At 42.4% G+C, this 19,592-nt stretch carries 16 protein-coding genes; 10 read left to right on the top strand and 6 right to left on the bottom strand.

All coding sequences use genetic code 11. The features are described 5' to 3' along the window. Window positions 1-295: 295 nt before the first annotated feature. Entirely contained in the window at window positions 296-925 is a 630-nt protein-coding gene (tmk, locus tag V7K89_RS28200; protein WP_335193142.1) for a dTMP kinase, read from the bottom strand. A gap of 219 nt (window positions 926-1,144) precedes the next feature. On the opposite strand from tmk, the gene V7K89_RS28195 reads away from it, so the two are divergent. Next, window positions 1,145-2,146 (top strand): hypothetical protein, encoded by a 1,002-nt coding sequence (locus V7K89_RS28195; protein ID WP_335193140.1) that lies wholly within the window; start codon window positions 1,145-1,147, stop codon window positions 2,144-2,146. A 144-nt stretch (window positions 2,147-2,290) separates the two neighbouring features. On the opposite strand, the gene V7K89_RS28190 is transcribed toward V7K89_RS28195, so the two are convergent. From V7K89_RS28190 to V7K89_RS28175, 4 genes are all read right to left on the bottom strand, one after another. Continuing rightward, entirely contained in the window at window positions 2,291-3,547 is a 1,257-nt protein-coding gene (locus V7K89_RS28190; RefSeq protein ID WP_335193138.1) for a lactate racemase domain-containing protein, read from the bottom strand. Between the two features lie 2 nt (window positions 3,548-3,549). Continuing rightward, window positions 3,550-4,413 (bottom strand): SDR family oxidoreductase, encoded by an 864-nt coding sequence (locus V7K89_RS28185; RefSeq protein ID WP_335193136.1) that lies wholly within the window; start codon window positions 4,411-4,413, stop codon window positions 3,550-3,552. A gap of 69 nt (window positions 4,414-4,482) precedes the next feature. Continuing rightward, window positions 4,483-5,904, bottom strand: coding sequence for a glucuronate isomerase (gene uxaC / locus V7K89_RS28180; protein ID WP_335193134.1), 1,422 nt, complete (start codon window positions 5,902-5,904; stop codon window positions 4,483-4,485). A 37-nt stretch (window positions 5,905-5,941) separates the two neighbouring features. Next, window positions 5,942-6,973, bottom strand: a complete 1,032-nt coding sequence (locus V7K89_RS28175) for a LacI family DNA-binding transcriptional regulator (RefSeq protein ID WP_335193132.1) — start codon at window positions 6,971-6,973, stop codon at window positions 5,942-5,944. Between the two features lie 155 nt (window positions 6,974-7,128). Between V7K89_RS28175 and V7K89_RS28170 the strand changes: the two genes are divergently transcribed. The 9 genes from V7K89_RS28170 to V7K89_RS28130 all read left to right on the top strand — a co-directional run bounded on the left by V7K89_RS28170 (window position 7,129) and on the right by V7K89_RS28130 (window position 18,895). After that, window positions 7,129-7,614: a gluconokinase gene (locus tag V7K89_RS28170; protein ID WP_335193130.1), complete on the top strand. Its 486-nt coding sequence runs from the start codon at window positions 7,129-7,131 to the stop codon at window positions 7,612-7,614. 137 nt (window positions 7,615-7,751) lie between these two features. Beyond that, on the top strand, window positions 7,752-8,075 hold the full coding sequence (locus tag V7K89_RS28165; protein ID WP_335193128.1) for a DUF1815 family protein: 324 nt from the start codon (window positions 7,752-7,754) through the stop codon (window positions 8,073-8,075). 309 nt (window positions 8,076-8,384) lie between these two features. Next, window positions 8,385-9,281 carry an inositol oxygenase family protein gene (locus tag V7K89_RS28160; RefSeq protein ID WP_335193126.1) on the top strand — a complete coding sequence of 299 codons (897 nt, stop codon included), beginning with the start codon at window positions 8,385-8,387 and terminating at the stop codon, window positions 9,279-9,281. An 808-nt stretch (window positions 9,282-10,089) separates the two neighbouring features. Then, window positions 10,090-11,088, top strand: a complete 999-nt coding sequence (locus V7K89_RS28155; protein ID WP_335193124.1) for an ABC transporter substrate-binding protein — start codon at window positions 10,090-10,092, stop codon at window positions 11,086-11,088. A 25-nt stretch (window positions 11,089-11,113) separates the two neighbouring features. Further along, entirely contained in the window at window positions 11,114-12,109 is a 996-nt protein-coding gene (locus V7K89_RS28150; RefSeq protein ID WP_335193122.1) for an ABC transporter substrate-binding protein, read from the top strand. Between the two features lie 148 nt (window positions 12,110-12,257). Beyond that, window positions 12,258-13,811 (top strand): sugar ABC transporter ATP-binding protein, encoded by a 1,554-nt coding sequence (locus tag V7K89_RS28145; RefSeq protein WP_335193120.1) that lies wholly within the window; start codon window positions 12,258-12,260, stop codon window positions 13,809-13,811. Then, the gene (locus tag V7K89_RS28140; protein ID WP_334907341.1) at window positions 13,808-14,806 is read left to right on the top strand and encodes an ABC transporter permease subunit; all 999 of its coding nucleotides are present in this window, start codon (window positions 13,808-13,810) and stop codon (window positions 14,804-14,806) included. The genes V7K89_RS28145 and V7K89_RS28140 overlap by 4 nt, the downstream gene beginning before the upstream one ends. A 384-nt stretch (window positions 14,807-15,190) precedes the next feature. After that, window positions 15,191-16,591 carry a sugar porter family MFS transporter gene (locus V7K89_RS28135; protein ID WP_335193118.1) on the top strand — a complete coding sequence of 467 codons (1,401 nt, stop codon included), beginning with the start codon at window positions 15,191-15,193 and terminating at the stop codon, window positions 16,589-16,591. A gap of 693 nt (window positions 16,592-17,284) precedes the next feature. After that, window positions 17,285-18,895: an iron uptake porin gene (locus V7K89_RS28130; RefSeq protein ID WP_335193116.1), complete on the top strand. Its 1,611-nt coding sequence runs from the start codon at window positions 17,285-17,287 to the stop codon at window positions 18,893-18,895. A gap of 79 nt (window positions 18,896-18,974) precedes the next feature. On the opposite strand, the gene V7K89_RS28125 is transcribed toward V7K89_RS28130, so the two are convergent. Then, the coding region (locus V7K89_RS28125) for a HEAT repeat domain-containing protein (protein WP_335193114.1) at window positions 18,975-19,592 on the bottom strand (618 nt) is incomplete at its 5' end.

Below are 19,592 nucleotides of genomic sequence, written 5' to 3'. Positions count from 1 at the left end.
ATCCGCAAGCAACTGGAGTACTTCCCTACCTTGCGAGCGGCAATGGAGTATGTTCTGAGTTTAGTGTCCTAACCAACCTGGCGGTTGCTATACCAATTCAAAATTCAAAATTCAAAATTCAAAATTAAGAAAGCCAGACAGAACAAAGGTTTGGGTGTATGTATCTGTCGCATTATTTTTTTAAATTGGTATGACTAAAGTTAGAACTTGCAACAAGTCTTTCCCTTCCCCTTGTCCCCAATTCTCCTTGTCCCCCCTGCCTCCCCTGCTCCCCCTGCTCCTTCAATCCCTACCTCTACAAATGCAGGTGTACGCGTAAAATTCCTTGAATTACCTGTTGTACAGCTTCTTTACTCAAGCTGCCATCTACCCGAACAATTCGTGAGGGATGGGATGCTGCTAAATGTGCGTATCCTTGCTGAACGCGCCGATGAAAAGCGATTGTCTCTTGTTCAATGCGGTCTAGTCCTAATTGGTCTGAGAGTTTGCGCGCTAGTCCAACTTCGACATCGACATCTAGCCAAATAGTTAGATCGCTTGTCTTACCACCAGTAGCAATATTGTTAAGCTGATTGATTAAACTCATGTTCAGACCGCGACCATATCCTTGGTAGGCAATGGTAGAGTCAGTGTAGCGATCGCATAAAATATATTTACCAGTGGCGAGATTTGGTTTAAGTTCTTGTTCAACGTGTTGCGATCGGTCAGCAGCATACAACAAAAGTTCTGTCACTTCTGCAACTGGTTTATCTTCTGATTTTTCTAGTAGCAAGCGGCGAAGATGTAAACCTAACTCTGTTCCCCCTGGTTCGCGAGTTACCATTACAGAAACACCTAGACTTTCTAACCACTCAGAACAAAGCTGCATTTGGCTGGTTTTGCCACAGCCTTCTACCCCTTCAAATACAATTAATTTCCCACCCATGCTTTTTTGTTCGCTGCTATAAACTGATTCGCTGACGTTTCATCAGATCAAGAATAGCGCAAAGTGCAAAATCTTAAACTGACGTGAGTTCGACGGCAATACAGTTGATTTAGCATTCTACTAGGGGGCGATTTTCTGCCGCATGGCATGGCTGTTTCACAATTCTATTAGTTCTACCGGATCTAAAATGAAAGACTACACGCTAGAGGAAACTGCGTAATGAGTGATCTCAAGCTTAAAATTGCCTTCTGGAATTACGATCGCACGCAAGCGTTGGCTGATGGCACTGTAAAGATCGATGGTGTCGATGCTAGCTTCGAGAATACCCGCATTGTTTCAGAAATCTTCGAGCGCATGATCCGGCAATGCGAGTTCGATGTCTCAGAATTGGGTCTGACATATTATCTACGAACCCTCGACTTCGACAATCCGCCGTTCATTGCAATTCCGGTATTTCCAAATCGCTGTTTTCGACACTCGGCGATCTACATCAACAAGTCGAGCGGCATTCAAAAGCCGCAAGATCTTGCAGGCAAGACCGTTGGCGAATTCGCGATGTACGGTCACGATGCGGGCGTGTGGCCAAAAGGCATTCTGTCGGACGAGTATGGCGTGACGCCCGACCAGTGCCGCTGGGTTATCGGCGGACTTGATTGGCCCCTGGCACCAATCGATTTCATCCCGCGAGCGCAGCCGGCGAACGTCAATGTGACTTGGGCACCAGAAGGCACAGACTTAGGAGAAATGTTGGAAACAGGAGCGATCGACGCGCTAATCTCAGCTGATGTGCCGAAGTGCGTGCTGAATAACTCGCCACAAGTTGCGCGACTGTTCCCCGATTACGAGTCAGTTGAACGCAATTACTACCAACAGACTGGTATTTTCCCGATCATGCATACGGTCGTTGTGAGCAAAGAGCTTCTCGCTCAACATCCAGGTCTGGCACAATCTCTCTACCAAGGCTTTTGCGATGCGAAGGACGTTGCAATAAAGCAGTATAAAACAGGCATGATATTTAATAATATGGGCATTATGGTGCCGTGGTTGAGTCAACTTCTCGCAGAAGACCGATTTCTATTGGGGGACGACTGGTGGCCGTATGGGGTCGAAGCGAATCGCAAAGAAATCGACACTTTCTTGCGCTACCACTTTGAACAAGGTCTCTCGAAGCGGTGGCTGACGTGCGAGGATATCTTTGTGCCGGAGCTACTCGGAACGTAACGGTCTATTTCTTTGAGACTTCACAAGGCGCATCGATTGAAGAGACGAACCATACCTATGAGAATTATTGGCTTAGAAAAGCATTTTGTGACCGCAGACGCGATCAAGGCTTGGCGTGCGCTAGCTTAGTCTAAACTCCAGTACTTAACTTAGACGGTATAATATCTCGCCAGCCTTGGGCACAAGCAATATGCCTTCATCTTCTCGATTAGCCCATTGGGTGGGTTGAATAGTCGCGGGATCACGATAGTTCAAGTTATGAGCAGCACAGCGTTCAGCAGAAATACCAGTAGCTAAAGTCACGCGAATTCGCGCTTGTTCTCCTTCTATTGGATCAAAAGTACCCATCCCTTTTAGGTGAGTACTATGGGCCAGCACTCCAGCAGGATACTCTTGGAATTTATGCCATTGTTTGAGAAAGTAATCCCGCACATGATAACCAATTTGGGATAGGATTTCGCCGTGTGTATAGCTAAACTCGGTAATGTGAGGCGCATATATAATTACTTCGCCTCCGTCGGCTATTACTGGCTCTAGCTTGTACATTCCTTTAGCTGCTGTCCAAATGTCATCATACATTTGGGGCATGACTGAAAGCACTTGTTTAAAAGGCCGATCTACATATTTAATATGCAGTTTAGCTGATAATTTGGCAGCAGCTTCCCAGGCGGGTTCTGGTTGATCTATATAAAGTCCAGCTAGCTGATTTGTTTTCGGTGCGACTACCATCGCCAAACAAAGCTTTGAGGTAGAAATCAGGCTAGCAGCTCGGTTAATCAAACGCCGAACTGGTGTTATTCCGAGTGTACCAATAATTTCGTAACAAGTAATTAAAGCACCTAACCAGTGGGAGAGATTAATTACTTCTTGACCACCAATACCAGGAAAAAAATATTTATTTCCACCAGAAAAACCGACAACTTCGTGGGGGAAAACTGGGCCGCAAATTACGATCGAATCGTATTCTTTTACCAGCTTATTAATACGTACATCAACTGACTGATGTAGCATTCCACCGCTAATTTCTGCTATCTCGTCTGCGGAAATTACTCCACAAGAAATAAAGGTATCTGGCTCGTTCCAAAAATGGTTAAAAATGCGAGTTTTTTGAAAAGTTGTCTCTCGTTCCTTTGCTGTTACTCCTACTAAGTGATTGATTTGTTCCTCACTCATGGGATTATGTGTACCCAGAGCAATTAAAAAATCTAGAGCCACTACTCTTTGACTCAACTCCTGATGCAGCAATCGAAACATTTGCGGGATGGGAGCAGTGCGGGTACTATCTGGAATTAACACCAAGATGCGCTGTCCATCAAACTTAGGGTCTGCGAAAGCTTGATGAACTAACTCGAAAACTTGCTCATCTGAAAGTGTCCCGTTATTGACAGCCAGTGAATACATGATTAAACTCCACTGTAGATACTAAATCCACCATCTACCGGCACGACTACCCCGTTCACAAAACTCGAACCGGAACTACATAACCAGATCAAAGTGCTGAGTAATTCATCTGCTTTTCCGAAACGTCTGGCGGGGGTATGGTCAATAATTTTTTGCCCACGTTCGGTCAAACTACCATCAGAATTTAAGAGTAAATCTCGATTTTGTTCCCCAATAAAAAAACCTGGTGCGATCGCATTTACTCGCATTCCATCACCATACTTTTGGGCGAGTTCTACAGCTAGCCAGCGAGTAAAGTTATCTATCCCCGCTTTCGCGGCTGAGTAGCCAACCACGCGGCTAATTGCTCGAATGGCAGACATAGAAGAAATATTCACAATGCAACCGTGAGACTGACTTCTTTCTACCATTGCTTGACCAAAAACCTGACAAGGTAGTAGAGTGCCAACTAAGTTGAGGCTAACTACTTCCTCAAAAGCTGCGTGTGGCAGATCAAAAATAGTCGCATCAGGAGAAATTGTAGCAGCCGGAATATTACCGCCAGCCATATTTACCAAAATATCTATTTCACCCCAATGCTGTATAATAACATCCCTAGCGATTTCTAATTGAGAGCGATCGCTAACATCTGCTACCACAGCGATACTTTCTCCACCATTAGCAGTTATCTCAGCTACCACCGCCGCCGCCCTGACTTGATTGCGACCCAAAACGACCACTCGCGCTCCAGCCAGAGCCAAACCCTTTGCCATAGCCCCACCAAGCACACCAGAACCACCAGTAATTACCGCTACCCGCTCCTTTAAGCTAAAAAGTTTACTTAAAATCAACTCTGACATCAAGCATTCCCCCGCTAAGTACAACATTCCATTAATTCTCTGCGTACCTCCGTGCTACTGGAGCGTTTAAATTTCACTCCTCAACTCCCGACGATTTTACGCAAACTTGTAAGCAACCTTAGCGAGGTCATAAGCCAAAGCCCGAGCCATATCATACCCTTCCTCTTCCTCAATCAATCCTCGTGCTACCAATCCAGCTAACCAATTACAAGCTACTCGCCGCCAGACATTGTGACGAGCCGGAATCGAAACGAAAGCCCGTGTATCATCATTAAACCCGGCTGTATTGTAAATTCCAGCAGTTTCCATTACCTGATTGAAATAACGCTCCATACCATTTACGCTGTCGTGAAACCACCAAGGCGGCCCAAGCAATACACTGGGATAATGACCAGCTAACGGAGCCATCTCGCGGCTATAAGTGCTTTCATCCATGCCAAAAATGATTAAATGGAAGCGCGGATCGTTACCATAAGCTGACAACAACGGGCGTAAATTTTCAGTCCATTCTATTTTTACGGGAATATCAGCACCTTTATCAGCTCCAAATCTCTCAAATAAAGCCGGATTATGGTTACGCATCACACCACAATGCATTTGCATCACCAAGCCATCTTCTACACTCATCCGTGCCATTTCCATGAAGATATGACCAGTAAAATGTTTTACATCACCTGGATTCTGCTTGCCGATTAATGCTCTGGCAAAGATAGCTTCAACTTCTTGGTCAGAAAGACGTGTGGTATAAGGTGTAGCTGCACTTTGATCGGTAGCTGTCGCACCCATTTTTTTAAAGAAAGCTCGACGTTCTTCGAGAGCTTGCACAAAATTGGCGTAAGTGCTAATTTCTCTACCGATACTGCTTTCCAATTTGCTAAGATTTTCGCGCCAACCAGGAGCATCCAGATTAACTACTGCATCTGGGCGAAAAGTTGGTCTGATTTGAGTAAACCCTTCTTCGTGGAGCGATCGCTGATTCTCTAGGTTATCACTGGCGGCATCGGTAGTACAAAGCACTTCGATATTAAAGCGTTTGAATAAAGCCCGAAGGGAAAACTCCGGTGAGGCTAACAAACCTTCTAGATAATCATAGATATATCCTGCATTGCGAGAATTTAAAGGTTCATCCACCCCAAAGACGTTAGTTAGTTCCTCTTTTAACCACAACCCAGATGGAGTACCCTGGAATAGATAAAAATGGTCAGCGAACAATTGCCAAATTTTGCGGTGGTCGGTTTCTCCTAGTGAACCATCATTAGTTGGTATGCCCAAAGCTTGCAGAGATACGCCGCGACTATAGAGCATCCGCAAAAGATAGTGGTCAGGGATAATCAGTAATTCCGTTGGCGAACCAAAACGGGCTGCGGGATTAGCTAAAAAAGCTGGATCTACGTGACCGTGTGGGCAGACTAGAGGTAACGCAGATATGCTATCAAAAAATTGATGGGCTAATCGTCTTTGAACTGGTTCTGGAGAAAAACAGTGATCAGGAGATAAAGTCGCTTTTTTAGTAAACATAATTTTTGTTTGATTAAAATTTCTGATATAAATTGTTTTAAATTGTTAATACTACTGCACTACTACCACGCTGTACTATAAAAGGAGATAAAACGCGATTTTCCACAGTTTTTTCTTCTAATAAATCGAGTAACATTTGCATAGCTATACCACCAATTTCTAACATTGGCTGGCTAACTGTAGTTAATGGCGGCGTAACGTAACAACCTAGAGCAATACCATCAAATCCGACGAGACTCAAATTTCGCGGTACTAAAATACCTAATTCTTGGCAAGCTAACAAAGCACCAATTGCTACCATATCGTTGTAACAAAAGATGCCTGTTACTTCCGCACTCAAAAGTTTAGATAGCATATTTTGCCCAGTGCTAACATCACTGGTTCTGGTATCATATTCGTCACTAATTGAAACCCAATCAGTATTTGGTAGAATACCAGCTTCAGCAAGGGCCATTTGATATCCTTCTAGGCGCTGCTGGTTCGATCTGCTGCGATCGCTTACACCCAGATAACCAATAGCGGTGTGTCCCAAACTGATTAGATGCTCTGTGGCTAATTTAGCACCTAAGCGATCGTCTATTGCTACTGAATGAAATATTTCGGATTGATTTTCAGTCTGACTATTAATCAAAACTGTTGGTATAGCAATTTGTGTGAGTTGTTTAGTATGCTGTTTACTAATTCGCGAGTCGGCTATTAATATCCCGTCCACTCTCCGGCGATGAAAGGTATCAATAGCTGCCATTTCCTGCTCAAAATCTCGGTGTGAAGCACTCAATAAAACACTCAAACCTGCTGGTTTGGCTATCTTCTCGATTCCTTCTACTACCTCTGCAAAAAAGGGATCAGAAATTGAAGTTACTACTACACCAATGGTATTAGTACGTTTATTTTGCAAGCTTTGAGCAATAGCATTTGGCACATAACTCATCTCTTGCGCCAGTCGCTTAATTTCTTCTCGCACTTTTGGGCTAATGAGAGCGTTATCTCGCAAAGCGCGTGAAACTGTAGAATGAGAAACGCCTGCTCTGCGGGCAATATCTTCAATTGAAATTCTTCGTTTATTCATTATTTTATCTCAGTTTTTAATGCTTGCACACGTGTGCATTTGTATGTATTATAGAAAATAATCGTTATTTGTCAACAGAAAATATAACTCACAGATTACAACTACAAGTTACCAATTACAAATTCCAAATTAGTTGAACTTTTATTAAGAAAAAAATGATTATCCTTGTAATGGGTGTATCTGGTTCTGGAAAAAGTACTATCGGAAAACTGCTAGCAGACTCTTTAGAATGGGAATTTAGCGACGCTGATACTTTCCACTCGCCAGAGAATGTTGAGAAAATGCGGCGTGGTATCCCTCTGAGTGAAGATGACAGGATGCCTTGGTTACAAGATTTGCAAACAGCCATAAAACATTGGCTGCAAGAAAAAAAAAATGTGGTGCTGGCTTGTTCGGCTTTAAAAGATAGCTATCGGCAATTTTTGGTATTAGATAGCGATTGCATCAAGCTAGTTTACCTCAAAGGGTCTTATGAGTTGATTCAAAAGCGCTTGCAACAACGTAGCAATCATTACATGAGCGAAAAACTGCTCGATAGCCAGTTTTATACACTTGAAGAACCAGTAGATGCTCTATGTATGGATATTACACAACCACCTCAGATAATTGTCCAAAACATTAGAACGGCTTTGGAAATTTAGCTTATTGGTGACAACCGTAATATTAAGATTAATCACGTATCTAGAAAAACATGAACTTTTGGCAACTAAATCACATCAGAAGTAAGTCTAAAGAAATATCAAAGCTAGCAGATAACTGTAATGGTAGGAGAAAACTAGTGTTTGTAAGATTAGCCCAACAACATCAGCAATTCGTCCAAGACTTGGTAATGAACCTGCAAGCCTTAACAATTATACTTGAGCGGCGTGGTTATACTGCGTCTTGTTATACATGCGACAACCAAATGAAAAGTGCTTCATTTATAGTTAGCCTGAAAGAAAAGCACCTGATTCGGTTTTTAGTGTCTGATTATGGAATTACTTGGATGGAATTGTGGGATGATCGCGAATTAATGAAGTTAGAGGGTGCAGAAGCGATAAACCAATTACAAGAGTTAGCTAATCTTGTTAAGTATTCCACAACTGTACAATTGACAAATTGATACTAAGTTGGTTAAGTCAGACATGAAAATTAATAATTATAGCTTTTGCACACTTGGATAAACTAAAAGATTAGCTTATAGTTAGTCTTATGTACGGATGTGCAAAAGCACTATTTTTAATCTGAATCAAACAGATTGAATAAGACACTTAAGGAAGTGGATTGTAAATAGATGTGTAAAGACGCAATAAAACTTAATATATAGTTTTGCACACGTGTGCAAAACTAATGAATAAGACAGGTTTTCCACACCTGTGCATATAATCCGAAAGTACCATTTAACAAATACAATATTGACAAGTAGGAAGATATGTCTCAAACTCTAAATAATACTATTCTTCAGGTTCAAAATAATCCCTTACATTCACTAGAAGAATGGGAAAAAGACTTACTTAATCGCTATCCCAATCCAGATAGCATAGTTAAAGAAGGTAAAACTACCAAAAAATATAGGAATTACGAAACGACTATTAGAGATACAGTGAAAGAGTTTTATCGGTTAAATCATATTAATCAAACATATAATTTTGTACTTCAAAAAGAAAAAGAGTTTTTAAAGTTTGATAAAAAAGAAATGTCTGTTTGGGATGCGGTCAAATTTTTAAATCAATTGGTTGATGATTCCGATCCTGATACAGACATGGATCAGTTACAACATCTATTGCAAACATCAGAAGCTATTCGCGCTGATGGTCATCCTGACTGGATGGTACTTACTGGCTTCTTTCACGATATGGGGAAAGTGCTTTGTCTATTTGGTGAACCTCAATGGGCTACCGTAGGCGATACTTATCCTGTTGGTTGTGCATTTTCTGATAAAATTATTTTTTCAGAATTCTTTAAAAAAAATCCTAATTATAAGAGCCTCGATTACAACACTAAATATGGCATTTATGCGCCTAACTGTGGATTGAGTAATGTACACATGTCATGGGGTCATGATGAATATTTTTATCAGATGATAAAAAACTATTTGCCCGAACCTGCATTGTATATGCTTCGCTATCACTCTTTTTATCCTCAACATCGTGAAAATGCGTATGAACATTTGATGGATAAACACGATCAAGAAATGTTTAAGTGGGTACGTTTATTCAATCTCTACGATTTGTATTCAAAAAACCCTATTCCTCCTGATTGGCAGAAATTAAAATCATACTATGAAGATTTGGTGGCTAAATATTTACCTGCAACATTAAAGTTTTAAACTGTATAAAGATATATTAATTTAGGAGTCAAAATTCAGATGTGAAAGTATAAAAAAAGTAGCAAATATTTATGCTCCCAAATCAAGTATATAAATATTATCTTGTTTACTCATCTATTTTATTCAAGTGATAGAAGAGTAATAACAAGCAAGTACCCTTGGCAATCAGGTTTGAGTAAATTTATAAAATCTAACCAAAGAATGTTTACATTTCTCAAAATCTAGCATTCAAAATAAAAAAGCTCCTCTCATAATCCGCTCTTTTCGGAAGTAGATCGATTGCGAAATGTTACCGTTTTCAACCTTTTCATAAATCTTAAATTTGTTGATGACTGCAAATGCTCTACTATGAACACTTTAGATGATATGCAAGGAGATATAAATACTTTTTTGTTTGTAAAGTTCGATAAAGAAAAATAATTTATGTCAGCGATCGGGATAAACTTAAATAAGTCAAAACAAAATAAAGTTTTACAAATTTAAGAAAACTAATTTCTGGAAGTTTTACTTAAAAGCTCTTTTCAGACTATGTAATACCGAAGTAATTTCACTAACAAATAATGTAATTATTTGAAATAGTAGGGTATTCATAGTTTTGCTTTAAAAATAAAACATCTAGTTTCGTGAAACGAATAGCAGTAACTCCAATTACGTCAAGTCATAAGACCTTTGGAGTCAGAATTACACAAGCTAGTAGTATCACTAGATTAGGTCTAAAGGTTTCAGACCTAGTTCATATTGTGATGACTGTGTATTCTCTTATGCTGACCTTTCTCAAATTTTAATCCGTTGTTATAAATAAATGAATATGAAGAGAATTTTGCTCATAGTTGGTATATTAGGTTTTGCAGTTGTTGGTTGCACAAATGGCGCTCCAAATAACAACACCGCTACTAATACTAATAACAAAGCTACTAATATAAGTGCAGAGAATCTCAGTACTCCAAATAGAAAATTACAAACAGTCGGCATAGCTTTGGGTGACTTAGGCAATCCCTTTTATAATGCAGTGCAGAAGGGGGCTGAGATAGAAGCCCAGAAAATTGGGGGTAATATCAGAGTTAATGCAGTTTCCAGTGCCTTTGATCTAAACCAACAAAGCAACCAAATCGAAAATTTTACGGCTGCGAATACCGATCTAATTATCCTCAGCGCTGTTGACAAAAAAGGAGTTAAACCAGTTATCGATCAAGCAAGGCTTGCAGGTAGGGTTGTGATTGCAGTAGATTCAGCTGTTGATGCAGATGTGGATGCAATGATTAGTTCCAACAATACCCAAGCTGGAGAGGTTGCTTGCCAATATATTGCCGATCGCCTCAAAGGTCAAGGTAATGTAGTCATCCTCAACGGTACTCCGATGGACTCAATCAATCAGCGAGTAAGTGGTTGTAAGAATTTATTATCCAAATATCCTGACATAAAAATCATCTCAGACCAAAACGCCGAAGGGACTAGGGATGGAGGACTTAGAGTCATGAGCGATTTGCTCACAACTTTCCCCAAAATTGATGCTGTTTTTGCTACGAACGATCAAAGCGGTGTTGGTGCAGATTTAGCAGCTAGGCAAGCAAGACGCAAAGAATTTTTTATTGTTGGGGTTGACGGTTCACCAGATGCAACCAAAGCAATGGAAGACAAAGATGGTGTATTTGTGGCAACTGCTGCTCAAAATCCAGCAGCAATGGCGCAAAAAGCAGTTGAGATTGGCAACGATTTAATCCAGGGCAAAAAACCTAGTGATTCTGAGATTCTAATTCCAGTCAAGTTAGTCACTAAAGACAACCTCAGCACTTACGAAGACTGGTAAGTATTTAATCACCTTGAGGAGATATATGAATGTGAAAAAAATTGCGATCGCAGCTAGCATATTAGGTCTGCTCAGTAGTACTGTTATTGGTTGCACAAATAACTCTCAAAATGGCAACACCGCTAATACTAGTGCAGCGAGTAAGGGTGTTGGAGATGCAAAATTACGAGCAGTTGGCTTCACCGTTGGCGATTTAAGTAACCCCTTTTTCGTCGTTATGGGACAGGCAGTTGAGGCAGCAGCGAAGAAATTTGGGGGTAATGATGTCAAAGTTATTGTCGCTTCCAGTGCCTATGACCTCAACCAACAAACCAATCAAATTGAAAATTTTATTGCGGCAAATACTGACATCATTGTTCTGAATGCTGCTGATAAAAGTGGCATTCAACCAGCAGTTGAAAGGGCGAAACAAGCAGGCAAAATTGTGATTGCGGTAGATACAGGTGCTGACGGAGGTGTGGATGCCACCATTACAACTAATAATGTCAAAGCTGGAGAACTGGGTTGCCAATATATTGCCGATCGCCTCAAAGGCAAAGGTAATGTAGTCATAGTTAACGGTCCTCCGGTGGAATCGGTGCTTCAACGAATTAGTGGTTGCGAAAAGGTATTGTCTAAATATCCCGATTTAAAAATACTCTCTAAAAACCAGAATGCAGAAGGGAGTAGGGATGGAGGACTTAGAGTCATGACTGATTTGCTGACAACCTTTCCGAAAATTGATGCTGTTTTTGCGATTAACGATCCGAGTGGGGTAGGAGCAGAACTAGCAGCTAATCAAGCACGACGTAAAGATTTCTTTATTGTTGGGGTTGATGGTGCGCCAGAAGCAATCAAAGCGATCGCTGACAAAAATGGTATATATGCTGCAACTGCTACTCAAAATCCTAGAGGTATGGCTACAGAAGCAGTCAAGGTTGGTAACGACATCTTGAATGGTAAAAAACCTAGTAATCCCACCATTCTGCTAACACCCAAGCTGATTACAAAAGACAACGTTAACACAGAGAAAGGTTGGTAAGTAATCAAAATTGTGAAAGTCACCGATCATCAGTGGTAAGTTTTCTAAAGATGATTTTGTAACGGCTTTCATTTCATATCAAACTATGATTTTCGGGAATTTTTAACTTAAAAATACACATTTTCAATTGTTTTTACAGGTACAGCTGATGACAACAAATATTGAAACCTCTTTTCCTCATGTACCAACTGCTACCCCTGTATTAGAAATGCAAGGGATTGCTAAACGATTTAATGGTGTACCTGCCCTGCAAAATGTTAATCTCACGATTTATCCAGGAGAGGTTCACGCCCTCATGGGTGAGAACGGAGCAGGCAAAAGTACATTGATGAAGATCCTGGCTGGGGCTTACATTGCTGACGAAGGCGAGATTCGCATCAATGGTAGCCCGGTAAAAATTACCGATCCGGCTTCAGCACGCAAGGCAGGTATCAATCTCATTTATCAAGAACTGAACGTTGCACCTAATTTAACCGTTGCCGAAAATATTTTTATGGGTAGCGAGTTGCGCCGAGGTCAGCTTTTAGACCGCAAAGGTATGGAACTGGAAGCAGAGAAAGTGCTTCAAAGCCTGGGAGCAAGTTTTACACCACAAACAGTAGTTGGTAGCTTGGTAGTCGCCGAACAGCAGCAGGTGGAAATTGCGCGGGCGCTGAAGGACAATAGCCGTGTTTTAGTAATGGACGAGCCAACAGCAGCACTATCTGACCGCGAAACAGAGCGCTTGTTTGAGGTAATTCGCAGACTAAAAAGCGACGGCATTGCCATTATCTACATCAGTCACCGCATGGAAGAAATATATGCATTGGCTGACCGGATTAGCGTGCTGCGCGATGGTCAATACATTGGCAGTCTGACGCGGGACGAAATTTCTGCACAGCGATTGGTGCAGATGATGGTCGGTCGCTCGATGCAGGACTTTTACGAACATCAACGACAAACCAACCCCGGTCCAGTGAGATTAGAAGTCACAAATATCAGTGATGGACGCAAGGTTGAGCCAACTAGTTTTCAACTTCGCGCTGGCGAAATTGTCGGTCTAGCGGGGCTAGTTGGTGCAGGACGAACGGAAGTATGCAGGCTGATTTTTGGTGCCGATCGCAAAACAAGTGGTGAAGTCTTCCTCAATGGGATGAAACTTAATATTAATAACCCCGGTGATGCCATTGCTGCTGGAATTGGTTACGTCCCGGAAGACCGCAAAGACCAGGGTTTATTTCTAGAGATGAGTTCCCGTAAGAATATAGCCATTAACACACTCAAGCAGGATGCAAAGGCTGGTGTCGTCAACTGGGGTTCAGTCAATCTATTAGCGACGCAAGCAGTGGAAGACTTCAATATCCGGCTGGCGAATTTGGAAATCAGAGCGGTGGATCTTTCTGGTGGTAATCAGCAGAAGCTACTATTGGCGCGTTGGTTAGCGATTAAGCCGAGAGTACTGATGTTGGATGAGCCGACACGCGGCGTAGATATCGGTGCCAAAAGCGAAATTTACCGAATTATCAGCGAGTTAGCAGCCCAAGGTGTTGCAGTTCTGATGGTTTCCAGCGAACTACCGGAGGTTGTGGGCTTGAGCGATCGCGTTTTAGTGATGCGAGAAGGGCAGCTAGTAGGCGAACTTGACGGCAGTCTTGGTAAAGAAATTACCCAAGAAAATATTATGCACTATGCAACTGGAGCATCGGAGGTACCAGCATCATGAGTCAGACAATAAGGCCAGTCAATAATAGAACAGACAAGAATTCAACGCAGCGCAACCGCAAATCAATCAGTACTCTGCTTGAGGTTGCAGGTATTCTGCCGATTCTAATAATTATCTGCATCTTATTTACATTCCTTTCTCCCAGCTTCCTCACAGGCGCTAATATCGTTAATATCTTGCGTCAGGCATCAATCAATATTGTCCTAGCAACGGGAATGACGTTTGTAATTCTGACTGGAGGTATTGACCTTTCAGTTGGGTCAATATTGGCTGTTTCTGCCGTAGTTACGGTGCTGGTATCGCTACTTCCGGCTATAGGTTGGGCGGCTATACCTGCTGGTTTGCTTGCAGGATTGCTTTTGGGTTTAATTAACGGCGCTCTGATCACTTTTTTGGATGTGCCACCTTTTATCGTCACACTGGGTTCACTGACTGCCTTGCGGGGTGTTGCCTTTTTGGTTGCCAATGGTACAACGGTTATTAACCGTGAGATAAATTTTGCTTGGATAGGCAATAGCTATGTCGGCCCCCTGCCTTGGTTGGTAATCATTGCGCTGCTAAGTATAGTAGTAAGTTGGTTTGTCCTGCGACAAACGGTTTTGGGGGTGCAAATATATGCAGTGGGTGGTAACGAGCGAGCAGCACGATTAACTGGGATTAAAGTCGATCGGGTGTTGCTATTTGTGTATGGCGTCAGTGGATTACTGGCAGGTTTGGCAGGAATAATGAGTGCCAGCCGTCTTTATAGTGCTAGTGGCATCGTCGGTACTGGTTACGAGTTAGATGCGATCGCTGCTGTTATTCTAGGTGGAACCAGCTTTACAGGTGGTATTGGTACCATAGGCGGCACACTTCTCGGTGCATTAATTATTGCTATTCTCAACAACGGTTTAACTTTGTTGAACCTATCTTATTTCTGGCAACTAGTCGTCAAAGGACTAGTAATTATTTTGGCAGTAATGATCGATCGGTTACGCAGACGTTCTAGACGGTAAAAAATCAATGTATTTGGGCATTGGGCATGGGGCATTGATGAATAGGGGATGAGTCTTTGAACTCCATTAATGAGCCTCTGAACTCCATTAATGAGCCTCTGAACTCCGTTAATGAGTCTTTGAACTCCATTAATGAGCCTTTGAACTCCGTTAATGAGTCTTTGAACTGCATTAATGAGCCTCTGAACTCCATTAATGAGTCTTTGATACTCGTAAATGAGTCTTTGAACTGCATTAATGAGCCTTTGAACTCCATTAATGAGCCTTCGAACTCCGTGAATGAGTTTTTGCTTTCTACTTCTCCTGCTCCCCACTCCCCACCCTCTCATCTCTCTCATCCCCCCAATGCCCAATCCCCAATGCCCAATCCCCAATATATAAACTATGTCTTCCACTACTGTTCGTCGTAAAGCCAACACGTTTTATGTAATTTTGATTGCTGGTGCCGCTGCCCTCGGCGGGTTTTTATTCGGTTTTGACACTGCTGTAATCAACGGTGCGGTATTCTCTTTAGCAAAAGCTTTTAATATCAGTAGTTGGGTAACAGGGCTAGCAGTGTCCTTAGCGTTGCTGGGTTCTGCGGTAGGAGCCTTCTTTGCCGGACAGATTGCAGACCGTTACGGTCGAATTAAGGCAATGGTGGTTGCTTCGGCGTTGTTTACTATCAGTGCTATTGGCTCTGGGATAGCCTTCACTATCTGGGATTTTATCTTTTGGCGATTATTGGGTGGGATTGGCATTGGCGTTGCTAGCGTGATCGCGCCGGCTTATATTGCCGAATGTTCTCCTACCCATTTGCGAGGAAGGTTAGGATCTCTGCAACAATTAGCGATCGTAGTCGGAATTTTTGTCGCCTTATTGAGCGATTACTTTATCGCTGTGTCAGCAGGTTCAGCAGACTCGCCGTTTTTGTTTGGAGTTGTAGCTTGGCGCTGGATGTTTTGGACAGCAGTCCCGCCAGCAGTATTCTACGGAATGATCGCTTTAACAATTCCTGAATCTCCGCGTTATTTGGTTGCTAAAGGACGAGAACCAGAAGCTGCTAACGTTCTGACCAAGATTTTAGGAGGTGACGTACTGCCAAAAATCGAAGAAATTCGGCAGACAGTGCTTCGCGAACGCCAACCTAAATTTTCTGACCTCTTAAGCAGAAGTGGCGGACTCCTACCAATTGTTTGGATAGGAATCGGCTTATCTGTATTACAGCAATTTGTTGGGATTAATGTAATCTTCTACTACAGCAGCGTTTTGTGGCGTGCTGTCGGGTTTTCCGAAAAAGATTCCCTATCAATCACAGTGATTACAGGAGCCGTCAACATTATTACAACACTGATTGCGATCGCCTTCGTGGATAAATTTGGCCGCAAACCCTTACTCATAATCGGGTCAATCGGCATGACCGTAACCTTGGGAACGATGGCTTATCTATTTGGCAATGCTCCCCTTGATGCTACTGGGAACCCCAATCTTACCGGAAGCGCCGGGACTATAGCTCTGATCGCAGCCAACCTCTATGTATTCTGCTTCGGTTTCTCCTGGGGGCCAGTGGTTTGGGTGCTGTTGGGAGAAATGTTTAATAACAAAATTCGAGCCGCCGCACTTTCGATTGCTGCTGCTATGCAATGGGTTGCCAATTTCCTCATTTCCACAACATTTCCTCCCATACTGCAATATTTCGGTCTAGGTTCTGCCTATGGAATCTATACAATTGCAGCAGCTACCTCATTCTTTTTCATTCTCTTTTTTATTAAAGAAACCAAAGGAATTGAGTTGGAAGATATGTAATTGGTATCTATCTAGTACTGCTGTGCGTAATTTGTAATTTGTATCTCTGTGTCCTCTGCGTCTGGAGCGGTTGTTAAAAAAAGACTTTGACAAATAGTTTTAGCCTTGTACCAATTACCGACTTTGTTGAATAGAACAAGGGGCTTAAGCCCCTTGTCTCACCAAGCGTGATTTTATGGAGTTTTATAAACAATTGGCTTAGGATTAGATGGGGTTGATAGCAACAGATAAATTCCAACCTTCTGCCTCCTGCCTTCTTCACAACTGATGACTACAAAGTAATTGAAAAGTATGCAGCAGTGTGTTTATAAATACAGAATTTTCTTAATTATTATGAGTCTGTATTCCCATCTATGATGCTACATCCCAGAAAAAATATTAAACAACAACTAAATATAAACTTTCGCTTCAGTAAATCAGTAAAAAGATAGAAACTATCAATACGGCTCTTTTTTCTTCTGATTTATCCGGCATGGTTATTTCATGCGCCATTTATTGATTTACATCCTGGATTTAAATTAGCCGGTTTTTGAGAAAGAAGCAAAAAGTCATAGCGTTACTTTAAATAACCTAGAATATCAGCTCGAAATATGTAACTTTAATGCTGATTAGCTTCAAGATTGGAAGCTTTGGTTCGAGTGCGATCTATTTAGTTACAAATTCAGAATTAAACCATTTTCAAATAATAAGCCAATGCTAAAAATTATTTTTCATAGTTTTTTTATTCTATTTTTGGCAATTCCAGCAGTTTGGGCAGCACCTCCAGAAGATGATTCTAATGCAGTAGATGCTAATCGGAATTTGCAGGGACAAGTAAATTCTGTTTCCCAGTTTTCTGATGTACAACCAACTGATTGGGCATTTGGTGCATTGCAATCGCTGGTGGAACGCTACGGCTGTATTGCAGGTTATCCCAATTCCACCTATCGCGGTAATCGTGCCTTAACCCGTTATGAGTTTGCCGCAGGTTTAAATGCTTGTTTGAATCGAATTAATGAGTTAATTGCCACATCTACTAGTGATTTAGTTAATAAGCAAGATTTAGCAGTGCTGCAAAAGTTGCAGTCAGACTTTGCCGCAGAACTGACGACTCTGCGCGGACGAGTAGATACCGTAGAGGCACATACAGCAACATTGGAGGCGCAGCAGTTTTCCACTACTACTAGGTTAAATGCTCAAATTATTACCGCCATTAGTGATACCTTTGGTGATAGAGTAGGTGGCGAAGATGATCAATCCAATCTCTACTTTGCAAATCGGGGTCGTCTCAACTTTGAGAGCAGTTTCACTGGCAAAGATTTATTGCGAGTCCGGCTAGAATTTGGTAACTTTGCGTCCAATATTGGCAGCCAAATTGCCGCAGCCACAGGCACAGGGATGACACGCCTGAACTTCGATTATGACAGCAACGAGATACTTTATGTCCCCCACATCCGTTATTACTTCCCAGTCAGTGATTCTCTTAGCTTCGTTGTTGGGCCCACAGGCATTGGTTACACTGACATTTCAACCACTGTTACTCCCCCCACAATTGCTGATGACGGCAATGGAGTTCCCTCACTATTTGGGTCATATAGTCCCTTATTCCGGCGAGGTGGTGCTGGTGCAGCCGCTAACTGGAACATTACCAAAGACTTGGTTCTCACTTTGGGCTATTTAGCAGGCAGTTCTAATGTGCCATCGCCTAGCAACGGATTATTTAATGGCGGCTACAACGCCCTAGCGCACTTAGCTTATTACGGTAAGCAAGGAGCAATTGGTGTTGCTTACTCTCATGGCTATAGCCCTGCTGGAGTAATTGAACTTTCAGCTGGGACGGGTAGCGTCCTGTCAAACGCTCCCTTTGGCAACAACATTGCTACTTCCAACGATATTGTCGGCACACAGGGATACTATCGCTTCTCCCCGAATTTCCAAGTTCACGCTTGGGGTGGATATATTTGGGCAAATGCCGAGAATTCTGGTTTGAGTGATGTTTCCAATGGTAGGGGTGGAACAGATTCTCTATTTGTGAACAATGGTGACAATGCCAATGCCTGGTTTGGGGCGATTGGTGTGTCGTTTCCCGATGTGGGTGGTAGAGGCAATCTGCCGGGAATTCTCTTTGGTATACCACCGCATATCTCTAACAGTGATGTCCGTCAAGACCAAGACAACGCTTATCATATCGAAGCATTTTATCGTTACCGCCTGAATGACAACATCTCAGTAACTCCTGGTTTTTGGGTGATTCTCAACCCAGAAAACGACAGCAGAAATGATACGCAGTATGTGGGTGTACTTCGCACAACCTTCGATTTTTAACTGAATGTCAATGGTTTGCTTACCAACAGAGTGCTGAGTATTTAGCCCTCTTTAGGAACTTCCAGTGAAAAAACAAAAATTATTCTTCTGTTACTACCAAATTCCACAGCGCATCAATTCCACTGCCTACATATTCTGAATCCTGGTGTTGTAAAATCCATTCGGCGACAGTAGCAGTAACATTGCTGGAGTTTTTGCCCAACATGCCCAATACAACAGCAGCAGAGTCACGCACATTCTGACTCTCATCTTTGAGAAAACCCAGCAGTGCTTCAACTACCTGTGGCGAGGCATTGCCCAACATGCCTAATACAACAGCAGCAGAGTCACGCACATTCTGACTCTCATCTTTGAGAAAACCCAGCAGTGCTTCAACTAACTGTGGCGAGGCGTTGGCCAACATGCCCAATGTAACAGCAGCAGAGTCACGCACATTCTGACTCTCATCTTTGAGTGAACCCAGCAGTGCTTCAACTACCTGTGCCGAGGTGCTGCCCAACTTTCCCAATGCTTCAGCAGCAAACAAACGCACATTCTGACTCTCATCTTTGAGTGAACCCAGCAGTGCTTCAACTACCTGTGGCGAGGCGTTGCCCAACTTGCCCAATGCTTCAGCAGCAAACAAACGCACATTCTGACTCTCATCTTTGAGTGAACCCAGCAGTGCTTCAACTACCTGTGGCGAGGCGTTGCCCAA

Source organism: Nostoc sp. (assembly GCF_036917515.1).
Taxonomy (GTDB): Bacteria; Cyanobacteriota; Cyanobacteriia; order Cyanobacteriales; family Nostocaceae; genus Nostoc.
This window is presented reverse-complemented; position numbering and strand designations above follow the sequence as displayed.